At 70.9% G+C, this 11,564-nt stretch carries 5 protein-coding genes; 3 read left to right on the forward strand and 2 right to left on the reverse strand.

Annotated elements, in window-relative coordinates; translation table 11 throughout:
• Positions 1–147 precede the first annotated feature (147 nt).
• Genes recC through recD form a run of 3 tightly spaced genes read left to right on the forward strand, consistent with a single transcriptional unit; the run spans position 148 to position 9,022 of the window.
• Entirely contained in the window at positions 148–3,492 is a 3,345-nt protein-coding gene (gene recC / locus QE395_RS18760) for an exodeoxyribonuclease V subunit gamma (RefSeq protein WP_306990355.1), read from the forward strand.
• Positions 3,489–7,136 carry an exodeoxyribonuclease V subunit beta gene (gene recB / locus QE395_RS18765; RefSeq protein ID WP_306990357.1) on the forward strand — a complete coding sequence of 1,216 codons (3,648 nt, stop codon included), beginning with the start codon at positions 3,489–3,491 and terminating at the stop codon, positions 7,134–7,136. Before recC ends, recB begins: the two co-directional genes overlap by 4 nt.
• Positions 7,133–9,022, forward strand: coding sequence for an exodeoxyribonuclease V subunit alpha (recD, locus tag QE395_RS18770; RefSeq protein ID WP_306990360.1), 1,890 nt, complete (start codon positions 7,133–7,135; stop codon positions 9,020–9,022). Before recB ends, recD begins: the two co-directional genes overlap by 4 nt.
• 26 nt (positions 9,023–9,048) lie before the next feature.
• Here recD and QE395_RS18775 read toward each other — a convergent pair whose 3' ends face one another.
• A complete protein-coding gene (locus QE395_RS18775; protein WP_306990362.1) occupies positions 9,049–9,471 on the reverse strand; it encodes a hypothetical protein in 423 nt (140 codons plus the stop codon).
• A gap of 35 nt (positions 9,472–9,506) precedes the next feature.
• Positions 9,507–11,531 carry an FUSC family protein gene (locus QE395_RS18780; protein ID WP_306990364.1) on the reverse strand — a complete coding sequence of 675 codons (2,025 nt, stop codon included), beginning with the start codon at positions 11,529–11,531 and terminating at the stop codon, positions 9,507–9,509.
• Between the last annotated feature and the right edge of the window lie 33 nt (positions 11,532–11,564).

Genomic DNA, 11,564 nt, shown 5'->3' on the forward strand with positions numbered 1-11,564 from the left:
TCGGGATCCCAAGCCCCGCCACGGCGCGGTTCCCGGTCCGCAACAGTGCGTACCGCCCTCATCTGTGCGGGAGGTCACAGACGTCACCGGCTGCCGCCCGTATCGGCGAGGGTCGAGATTGGCGCCGGGCTGCGGCACACTGCCGCGATGACCGACCCCGCTTCAGACTTCCGCCTGTACCACTCCAATTCGCTGGACGTGCTGGCCGCGCTGCTGGCCCGCACCCTGCGCGAGCCGGTGGCGGGGCAGTCGATCCTGGAGCCGGACGTGGTGCTGATTCCCCAAGTGGCGATGCGGCGCTGGCTGCAGTCCACCCTGGCGGCGGAGTATGGCATCGCCGCCAACCTGGCGTTCCTGACCCCGGGCGAGTTCGTGGCCCGCGCGCTCAATGCCAATGTGCCGGGCGAACATGACGACCTCACTGCCGCCGCGCTGCACTGGAAGCTGTACGCCGCGCTGACCGACCCGCTGCTGATGGCGCAGCCGCCGCTGCGCGCGCTGCAGGCGTACCTGTCCCAGCCCGACCCGCTCAAGCCGTGGGCGCTGGCCGGGGAGCTGGCCTCGGTGTTCGAGAAGTACCAGGCCTGGCGCCGCGACTGGCTGCTGCGCTGGGAGGCCGGCGCCGACCCGCTGGATCCGCAGGCGATCCTGTGGCGCCACATCGGCAGCGGCCACCAGTACCGCGCGCGTCGCATCCATGCTTATCTCGACGGCTTCGAAGGCGCGGACCGTCCGTTGCCGGCGGGGCTGCCGCCGCGCCTGTTCGCCTTCGCTACCTTGAACGTCTCGCCGGATGTGCTGCGCGTGGTGGCCACCCAGGCGCGGGTCGGCACGCTGCATTTCTACCTGCCCACGCCGACGCGTTCCTATTGGGGCGACCTGCAGACGCTGGGCGGGCGGCTGCGTGCTGGCGCGGTTGATCCGTTCGGCAATGGCAGCGATGAGAACCGCCTGCTGCAGGCCTGGGGCGCGGCAGGGCGCGACTTCATGGCGGTGCTGGGCAGCTATGAAGTGGTGCATCCGTCCGGTGAGATCGCGGCCTACGACGATCCCGAAGACGACGCGCGCCCGGACATGGCGCACGGCGGCCTGTCCGACAGCCTGCTGCACCGCCTGCAGCGCGACCTGTTCCACCGCCGCGCGCAACCGGCCGGTGCGCTGCGCCCGGGGGTGCTGCGCAACGACCCCAGCCTGCAGGTGCATGCCTGCCACACCCGCCTGCGCGAACTGCAGGTGCTGCACGACCAACTGCGTGCGCTGCTGCAGGACCCGCGCTTCGATCCGCCGCTGCAGGCCCGCGACATCGCGGTGCTGGCACCGGATATCGACCCCTACGTGCCGTACCTGGAAGCGGTGTTCGGCGGCCGCAGCGGTGGCGAAGACCACATTCCCTACGCCCTGGCCGATACCAGTCCGCTGACCGGCGAACCACTTGCCGATGTGTTCGTGCACCTGCTGGGATTGCCGGTGTCGCGCTTTGGCCTCAATGAGGTGCTGGACCTGCTGGCGAGCGCGCCGCTGGCCGAAGCGGCCGGGCTGGATGCGGCCGCGTTCGACCGCCTGCACGACTGGCTGCAGGCCGCCGGTGCGCGCTGGGGCTTGAGTGCGGCGCACCGCGCGCAGCACCAGGCACCGGACGATGATGCCTACACCTGGCAGTTCGCGCTGGACCGCCTGCTGCTGGGCCATGCCAGCGGCAGCGACGGCGACATCTCCGGGGTGGCGCCGTGGCCGGAGCTGGAAGGCAGCGCGCTGGATGCGCTGGACCGCCTGCTTGGGCTGATGCGGGTACTGGCCCGTTACCAGCGCGCACTGGGCGAGGCGCTGACACCGGCGCACTGGCGCCAGCGCCTGCTGGCCATGCTGGATGCGCTGTTGCCCGAGGCACCGGAAGCGGCCAGCAGCCAGCGCGCGCTGGAACGGCTGCGCAAGCTGGTCAACGAGTTCGCCCGCGATGCCGAACGCGCCGGGTTCACCGGTACGGTACCGCCAGAGGTAGTGCGCGCCCATTTCGCCGGCGCCTTGAGCGAGGCCGATACGCGCGCGCCGCTGCTCACCGGTGGCATCAGCTTCGGGCGCATGGTGCCGATGCGGCTGCTGCCGTTCCGGGTGATCTGCGTGCTCGGCCTGAACGATGGCGATTTCCCGCGCCGCGACCCGGCCGCCGGGCTCAACCAGCTCACTGCCGAACTGGGTACCGACAAGCGCCGCCACGGCGACCGCTCGCTGCGCGAGGACGACCGTTTCCTGTTCCTGCAGCTGTTCGCCTCGGCGCAGGATGTGTTCTACCTGAGCTACCTGGGCGCCGATCCGCGCGATGGCAGCGTGCGCGAGCCCTCGGTGCTGGTCAGCGAGCTGATCGATGCCGCCGCCGAATACCATGAGGATCCTTCAGCGGCGGCAAAGCAGCTGACCGTGCGCCATTCGCTGCAGCCGTTCTCGCCGGCCGCCTTCGGTGGCGGCGATGAGCCGCGCCGTTTCAGCTACCGCCAGCAGTGGCACCCGGCCGCCGGTTCGCTGGGCCGCGTGCGTCGCGCGCCGCCGGCGTGGTTCGAACAGGCGCTGGCGCCGCTGGAGCAGGAGGGCATGCCCGAACTCTCGCTGGACGCGCTGCGCCGCTTCCTGGTCGATCCCGCCGGGCAGTTCCTGTCGCAGCGGCTGGGGCTGCGCCTGCCAGATGACCTGACCACCGCCGACGACCTTGAGCCACTGGTGCTGGCCGGCCGGGGACTGGAGCAACGCCTGCTGCAGCACGCGGTGATCGAGGCGACCCTGCAGGGCGATGACACCCCTCTCTATGCACGCCTGCGCGCCCGCGCGCTGCTGCCGTCCGGCGCACTGGGCGAACGCCAGTTCCAGGCCCTGCAGGAGCAGACCCGCCCGTATGCGCTGGCACTGGCCCAATGGCGCGGCGACAGCGACGCCGACAGCCGCCGCTATGAGGTGGAGATTGATGGAGTGCGCCTGCATGGGCGGGTGGACGACATCCACCCGCAAGGCATCGTGCGCCTGCGCGCGGGCAGCTTGAACGGGCCGGCGGCGATCCGGCATGGGCTGGACTGGCTGCTGGCCAACGCCGCCGGCGATGCGCTGGCGCTGGTCGAGTTCCACGACGGCGGCGATGACGGGATAGGGCCGCACGTGCTGCCGGCAGTACCCGCGCCCATCGCCAGGGCGGCGCTGCAGGCGCTGTTGCAGTTGCGCCGCGACGGCATGCGCGCCCCCCTGTTGTACGGGCCGTACACCGCCTGGACGCTGTACCGCGCGCCCCCCGCCAAGCGCGAAAGCGAAGGCTGGGCGCAATGGCATGGCGGCGAACGCCGCTGGGGCGAAGCCAGCGGCGATGCGGTGCAGCTGGCCCTGCGCGGCCGCGATCCCTTCGCCGACGCAGACAGCTATCAACAGCTGCTGCACACCAGCTTCGTGGTGTTCAGTGCAGTCCGCGAGGGCCGGGTGTTCCAGGGCTTCAGCGACGAAGGAGCCGTGGCATGAGCGGGCTGATGCTGCAGGACGACCCGTACCTGTCGCTGCCGCTGGACGGCGTGCGCCTGATCGAGGCCAGCGCCGGCACCGGCAAAACCTTCACCCTGGCCACGCTGTTCACCCGGCTGGTGGTGGAGCAGGGTTACCGCATCGGCCAGATCCTGGCGGTGACCTTCACCGACGCGGCCACCCAGGAACTGCGCAAGCGCATCCGCGAGCGCCTGGCGCTGGCCGCACAGCTGCTGGCGCGCGCACCGGCCGCCGACGACGCGCCCGAGGTGCAGCTGACCCGCTACCTGCTGCAGCGCGAACTGGCGCTGGGCCGGGAAACCCCCGCAGCGTTGGCCCAGCGCCTGCAGACCGCCGCCGATGAGATCGACCTGGCCTCGATCTTCACCATCCATGGCTTCTGCACCCGCGTGCTGCGCGAGCACGCGCTGGAAAGCGGGCATACCTTCGACCCGCCCACGCTGCTGCCCAGCGAACGCGAACTGCACGACCAGCTGGCGGCCGACCTGTGGCGCGTGCACGCCAACGACCCGGCCACGGTGGATGCGTTGACCCGGTTGTGGTCCGCGCCCGATGCGCTGGCGCGCGACCTGTCGGCGCTGATCAAGCCGTTGCCGCTGCTGCCCGCGTTGCCGCAACAGCATCTGGAGGATCCCAGCTCCGCGCTGCAGGTGGCCGCCGAGGCGCTCGGCAGTGCGATCGACGCGCATGTCGACGCCGCCCAGGCCAGCATCGCCAACGCCTTCGAGCGCAAGATCTTCGACGGTCGCCGCGCGCGCCGGCCCAGCTTCGACAAAGCCTTTGCCGAGCTGCTGGCCGGTCGTGCGGCGCGCACCTGGCCGCGCGGTGCCACCTCGCACCTGGGCAAGCTGCTGCCGGTGGCGTTGCTCGGGTTCTGCAAGGAGGACCAGCAGGGCCATTGCCCGGCCTCGCCGCTGTTCGATGCGCTGCAGACCTGGTGGCACGCCGCCGATGCCTACGACCAGTGGCTGCGCCAGCAGGCGCTGCTGCTGCTGCACCAGCTGCGCGGGCAGGCCCGTGCGCGGCTGGACGAACTCAAGCGGGTCGGCCGCGTGCAGACCTACGATGACCTGATCGACGGCGTGGCCGCCGCACTGGAGGGCCCGCACCGTGCGGCACTGGTGCAGCACCTGCGCGCACAGTACGCCATCGCGCTGGTGGATGAGTTCCAGGACACCGACGACCGCCAGTGGGGCATCTTCCAGCGCGTGTTTGGCGATTCGCCCGAAACCCGCGACGCCGGGCTGGCACCGGCGCTGTTCCTGATCGGCGATCCCAAGCAGGCCATCTACGGGTTCCGCGGCGGCGATATCCACACCTACCTCAAGGCCAAGCGCGAAGCAGAGGCCGCACCGGCGTTGAACCGCAACTTCCGCTCGCGCCCGGGCGTGCTGCGCGCGCTGCAGGCGTTGTACGAAGCCGCTGGCGAGCGCGCGTTCCTGGAAGCAGACATCGCCTTTGAACCGGTGCTGCCGGGCAGTACCCGCAGCGATGCCGATTTCCTGCGCGATGGCCAGCCCGCACCCGGGCTGACCCTTCGCCTGCTGCGCAGTGACGATGGTGCTGACTTCAAGGCAGACCCCTCGCGTCAGCAGGCTACCGACGCCTGCGTGGCTGCGATCCACCAGGTGCTGCTGGAGGGTCGCGAAGGCCGCGCGCTGCTGCGCGGGCAGCCGGTGCAGCCAGGCGACATCGCAGTGCTGGTGCGCCGCCACCACGAAGCCACCCGTATCCAGCGCGCGCTGAGCGCGGTGGGCATTCCGGCGGTGGCTGCCGGCAAGCAGAGCCTGTATGCAACCGCCGAAGCCCGCGAGCTGCGCGTGCTGCTGCTGGCCCTGCTGCAGCCGGCCGATGAAGGCCGCCTGCGCGCGGCGCTGTCGACCGTGCTGCTCGGCGAAAACGCCGCCTCCATCGACGCGATGGAGCGCGACGGCGACCCGCAGCGTGCGTTCCAGACCCGGCTGCTGCTGTGGCGGGAACGCTGGCTGCGCGGCGGGCCGTTCGCGGTCATCGCCGACCTGTGCGCCGAACACGCCGAGCGCCTGCTGGGCCTGCTGGATGGCGAACGCCGGCTCACCAACTACCTGCAGCTCGGCGAGCTGCTGCAGCAGGCCGCGGGCCAGGCGCTGGGCATGCACGGCCTGCTGGACTGGCTGCAGGTGCAGATGGCGCACGCCGACCAGGACGACGAACAACAGCTGCTGCGGCTGGAATCGGATGCGCGCCGGGTGCAGATCATCACCCTGCACAAGAGCAAGGGCCTGGAATACCCGCTGGTGTTCCTGCCGTTCGTGGGCATCGACAGCGGTGGCGGCAACACCGACTCCAACTGCACCGTGTACGCCGACGGTCGCCGCGAGCTGCACTGGAAGCTGGACAAGGACGAGGCCTGGAGCGCGGCCAGCGAGCGCAGCGCACAGGAGCAACGCGCTGAAGACGCGCGCCTGCTGTATGTGGGCCTGACCCGCGCCGAGCATGCGCTGTGGATCGCGGCCGGCGACCTGGCCGGGCTGGCGAAGACGCGGCTGGCGCCGATGCTGTCCGACCTGGAAGCGCTGCGCGCGCACCCGGACATCGCGGTGATCGAAGGCCCGGTGGAGCCACGCCCGGCGCAGCTGCCAGTGCAGCGCGAAGGCGAGCTGCCGCCGGTGCGCGCCATCACCCGGCGGGTGCCACACGACTGGTGGGTGTACAGCTTCACCCAGCTGGCCCACGCCGACGCCGGCCACGACACCGACGCGGTGGCCACCGAAGCGCCGGCCCCGGCAGCCGACGAACCGGCCGGCGTGGAACTGCCGCTGGAAGTGGAACCGCCCGCGCCCGGTGAGCCGCAGCCGGAGATCGACCCGCGCTTCATGGGCAGCCGCTTCGGCAACGTGCTGCACGATGCACTGGAGAACACCGATTTCGCGCGCTGGGCGGACTGGCGCGCGGGCGACCCGGCACCGGGCGATGAGGCCGAGGTGCTGCGCGAATCGCTGCGCAGCGAAGGCTACGCCGATGCCGACCTGGACGACGGCGTGGCGGTGCTGGTGCCGCTGGTCGGCCAGACCCTGACCGTGCAGCTGCCCGAAGGCGGCGCGCTGCACAGCGTACCGCTGCACGACAGGCGGGCCGAAATCGAGTTCCACTTCGCCATGCAGCCCACCGCGGTGCCGGCGTTGCTGCAGCTGCTGCACCACCACGGGCTGGTGCCGGACCGCCGCGGTTTTGGCACGCGACGCCAGCTCGAGGGGCTGATGACCGGCAAGATCGACCTCACTTACGTGCGCGACGGACGCTGGTACGTGCTCGACTACAAATCCAACCGCTTGCCCGGCTACGACGCCGCGCGCCTGGCAGCCGCCATGCAAAGCAGCGAGTACGACCTGCAGGCCTTGATCTACACCGTGGCACTGCACCGCTGGCTGCGCTTCCGGCTGGGCAGCCACTACATACAGGAGCGCGACCTGGGCGGCATCCGCTATCTGTTCTGCCGCGGCCTGGAAGCGGGGCGCGCCGACGCACCGGGCGTGCATGCGCAGCGCTTCGCCCCGGCCCTGGTCGAGGCGATGGATGCACTGTTCGCAGGCGGCCCCGAGAAGCACGCCGAACTGGTGGCACGCGCGCGGGGTGAGGCATGAGCCTGCTCGACGCACTGCTGAAGCAGGGCACCCTGCGCACGCTCGACCATGCGCTGGCGCAGAGCCTGCGCCGGCTGCAGCCGGATACGCCGGATGCGGTGCTGGCCGCCGCCGCGCTGGCCTCGCTGGCGGTGGCGCAGGGCCACGCCGGCGTCGACCCGGCAGCGCCCCGGCGGTTGGTGGATGCCGAGCTGGACTGGCCTTCGCCGGACACATGGCTGGCGCAGCTGCGTGCATCGCCGTGGGTGGCATCGCCCGACAGCGACGACGTGCTGGCCGCCGATGCACCGCTGGTGCTCGAACACGGCCTGCTGTACCTGCGCCGTTACCGCGAATACGAACGCCGTCTGGCACTCGGCCTGCAGCGCATCGCCGCGCATTCTTTGCCGGCGCACGATCCGGGCGGGCTCGCCACGCTGTTCGCCCAGCTGTTCCCGCAGGCGCTGGAGGGCATCGACCACCAGGCGCGCGCGGCTGCAGTGGCGCTGCGCCATCCACTGGTGCTGGTCACCGGTGGCCCCGGTACCGGCAAGACCACCACCATCGCGCGCCTGCTGGTGCTGTTGGCCGCGCAGGCGCAGCAGGCCGGTGCGGCCCTGCCACGGGTGGCACTGGCCGCCCCCACCGGCCGCGCCGCCGAGCGCATGGCCGACAGCCTGCGCCAGGCGCTGCAGCGGCTGCGCCTGGTGGGTGTCGCGTCCGAACTGGCCGAGGCCATGCCGACCACCGGGGCGACCCTGCACCGGCTGCTGGGCGTCATTCCCGATTCGCCACGCTTCCGCCACCACGCTGACAACCCGCTGCCGTATGACATCGTGGTCGTGGACGAGGCCTCGATGATCGACCTGCCGCTGATGACCAAGCTGGTCGAAGCGGTGGCCAGCGGCACCCGGCTGGTGCTGCTGGGCGATCCGGACCAGCTGCCGTCGGTGGAAGCCGGCGACGTGCTCAGCGCGATCCTGCAGGCCAGCGGCGATGGCCTGGGCACCCAGGCCGATGACGCAGCCGCGCTGCGCCCGCTGCTGGCCGCCCCGGCGTTGCTGCCGGTGGCCCCGCCCCGCGCGTTCGCCGGTCGCCGCGTGCAGCTGCAGCGCGGGTACCGGCAGAGCGATGCGCTGGACCTGGCGCCGCTGGCGCGCGCGGTGCGCGAGGGCGACAGCGCCACCGCGCTGCAGCTGCTGCGCGGCGGCAGCCTGGCCGGCGTGGCGTTCCACGAAGACCAGGTCGACCCACTGCTGCAGCACCGGCACACCCTGCTGGCGCACTGGCGCGGGTTGGGCGAAGCCGATGATCCGGTGCAGGCGCTGGCGCAGGCCGGCCGGCTGCGCCTGCTCACCGCGCTGCGCGAGGGGCCGCAGGGTGCGCGCGGGCTGAACGAGCGGATCGAAGCCGCCCTGGCCGGCAGCGCGCGCCCGGGCAGTGGCCCGCGCTATTTCCATGGCCGGCTGCTGCTGATCACCGAAAACAGTTACCGGCACCGGTTGTTCAACGGCGATATCGGCTTGTGCCTGCGCAGCCGCGAAGGCGCGATGCTGGCCTGGTTCCCCGGCGACAGCCCGGAGCAGCCACGCGCCTTCCACCCGGCCGCGTTGCCCGCCCACGAAAGTGCCTTCGCCATGACCGTGCACAAGGCACAGGGCTCGGAATTCGATGAGGTCTGGTTGCAGCTGCCTCGGCGCGACAACCGGGTGCTGTCGCGCGAGCTGGTGTACACCGGCATGACCCGCGCGCGGCAGGCATTGCATGTACTGGGCAGTGCAGAGGTGATGCAGGCCGCGTTGGCGCGGCATGCCAGCCGCTTGTCCGGGCTGGCGCAACGACTGAATGGTAGAGCCGGGCCTTGCCCGGCTGCACCTGCAGAGCCCGCCCAAGGCGAACTCTGGTAGAGAAAGGCGCTACCGCCGTTACAGAATCAGGCGTCGCCTTCTTCTTCTTCCTCTTCCCCGGGAATCAGCACCGTGCCGTCCGGGTACACGATCGCACCGTCGCCGCTGACATCGAAGAAGCCGATCTGGTGCTTGTTGGCCAGGATCTGCACCTTGCCATGGGCGTCTTCGGCCACCTCGTCGTCGAACGAGGCATAGATGATATGGGTGCCGATGCTGTAGTCGGTCACCTGCGGGCGGTCATCCTCGTCATCGGACAGCGGGCCGTCCATCGGCGGGAAATCTTCGGCCAGTTCGGTGAAGAAGGCCTGCAGCGCCGGCACCGAGACGGCGGCGTCGTCGTACTCGTGCTTCTCGTTCCATTCGGTCTGCGCGTTGTACCACTGCAGGAACGCCTCCGCTTCGCGCGGCGCCACGGCCGGGTCGAACACCATCACGTCGTAACTCATTGGGATTACCTTGTTCCATGCAGGAATGCAGGGCGTCAGGATACTCCCCCCTGTGTGACCGCCGGCTGCTCCGGGAACAGCGCATAGCGCAGCCCCAGAACGCCCATCAGCGCTTCATCACGCGCCTTGCCGGCCTCCACCGTCTGCACCCGCTTCAGCGAGGCCTCCAGCTTGGCCTGCAGCGCGGGTGGCGCCGGCTGTGGCCGGCGCAGCGCCACCTGGGCGCGGTAATGCGCGGCCACGTCGTCCAGGATCGCCTCGATCGCCTGCATGCTCGCCGCCGGCAGCCCATGCCGTGCCCGGCGCAGCTGCAGGATGTTCAGGCCGATGCGGGCCTCGGTGAGCATGTCCACCGAGGCGATGTCGCTGCCTTCGGGGGTGGCCGCCAGGCGCGGGGCGAGCAGGCCCAGCAGGTCCAGCATGCGCGCGGCGAACTGCTGGCGGTCCTGCTGGCCACGGCCTTCGGCCGCTTCGGCCAGCGTGGTCCAGCCCTGGCGCACCAGGCGGCGGGCGGTCCATTCAGCACCCACCGAGCGGAACAGGCGGGTCATCACCACCGCAAAGCCAATGCCGATGAACATCGCCACCGACGAATTGATGAAGCTCTGGATGTTGGCGCTGTAGGTGTTCTGCACGTTCAGCAGCGCCACCAGGTTGACCGTCAACGGCAGCCCGATCAGCGCGGTCTTGGGCCGGTGCAGCAGCAGCCCCAGTGGCAGGAAGATCACCGCCAGCACCAGCGCCAGGCTGCCGAAGTCGTGCACCGCCGGGAATACGCCGAACAGGTACACCGCCGCCACCAGGCTGGCCACGATCGCCCACAGCAGGAACTGCAGCATGCTCGGCGCCGGGTCGTCCTGCGCGGCGAAGAACGCGGCGGCCACCGCGGCCATCATCGCGCCGTTGCCACCGCCTTCCCAGCCCAGCCCGATCCACAGCGCGCAGTAGGTCATCAGCGCCACGCCGGCACTGGCCGCCGAAAACAGCGCCATGCCGTAGTCCACGTGGCGGCTGGCGCCCAGGCGCTTGGCGTTGATCCTGTAGTGGGCGACGTCGAGCGGCGCGGTCCCGTTCTCGATGGCCTGGTGCAGCGTGGCGCAGTCCTGCCACAGGTCCACCAGCTCCTCCAGCCGGAGCAGCAGGGTGACCAGCAGCAGGTGGTCCAGCTCGCCATCCACCGCCGGCTTCAGCGCCAGGATGCGCGCGCGCAGCGCGGCGTACTCGCTGGCGCTGGAGCGGCCCGGCTGTTCCAGCCAGTGCGCGATGTCGTTCACCAGCGACTCCAGCCCCGGCGGCAGCGCGCGGCCGCCGGCGCGCAGCGCGCCCAGCCGGTCGGCGATGGACGACAGCACCGGCAGCATCAGCAACATGCGTTCGCGCAGGCGCTCCATGGACACCGCTGCGCCTGCATGGCGCGGGTCATCGCGGCGCAGGAACTCGATCAGCGCCTCGAACTGCACCAGGTCGGCGGCCAGCCGGTTGCGCGGGCCATGGGCCTGGCCGCGCAGCAGGATCTGCCGGCACCATTGCGCGGCATCGTCCATCCAGTTGCCGATCCGCGCGCGCAGCATCGGCCGCGCCGAGGTCGGGAAGAACAGCGAGGCGAACAGCACCGCCACCACCGTGCCCAGGATGATTTCCTCGCTGCGCGCCACCACGGTGTCGAAGATGGTGTCCGGCGAGGTCACCGCCGGGAAGCCGATGAACGCGGTGGTGTAACCGGCCAGCAGGAACGCATAGCCGCGCGGGCCGCGGTTGAGCAGGGCGATGAACAGGCACGCCGACAGCCACAGCGACATCGCCGCGCTCAGCAGCAGCGGCGTTTCCACCAGGTGCGGCAGCATCCACAGCGTGGCCGCGCCGGCAATGAGCGTGCCGACGATGCGGTAGACGCCCTTGGCCCGGGTCGGACCCAGCATCGGCTGGGTGACGATGTAGACGGTGGCCATCGCCCAGTACGGGCGCGAGAGGTTGCCGGCCAGGCCGATGTAGAGCGCGGCGAGGGCGGCCAGGAAGGTCTTTACCGAAAACAGCCAGGCTTGGCGGTCGAGCAGGAGCATTGGGTTAGTGCTGCTGGGTTGTGGCGTGCCGAC

Source organism: Stenotrophomonas sp. SORGH_AS_0282, from assembly GCF_030818125.1.
GTDB classification, from domain to species: Bacteria; Pseudomonadota; Gammaproteobacteria; order Xanthomonadales; family Xanthomonadaceae; genus Stenotrophomonas; species Stenotrophomonas rhizophila_A.

Bases quoted from the DNA above. Each gene is read 5' to 3' on its own strand.
- recC (WP_306990355.1), top strand. From the start codon at position 148: ATGACCGACCCCGCTTCAGACTTCCGCCTGTACCACTCCAATTCGCTG.
- recB (WP_306990357.1), top strand. From the start codon at position 3,489: ATGAGCGGGCTGATGCTGCAGGACGACCCGTACCTGTCGCTGCCGCTG.
- recD (WP_306990360.1), top strand. From the start codon at position 7,133: ATGAGCCTGCTCGACGCACTGCTGAAGCAGGGCACCCTGCGCACGCTC.
- QE395_RS18775 (WP_306990362.1), bottom strand. From the start codon at position 9,471: ATGAGTTACGACGTGATGGTGTTCGACCCGGCCGTGGCGCCGCGCGAA.
- QE395_RS18780 (WP_306990364.1), bottom strand. From the start codon at position 11,531: ATGCTCCTGCTCGACCGCCAAGCCTGGCTGTTTTCGGTAAAGACCTTC.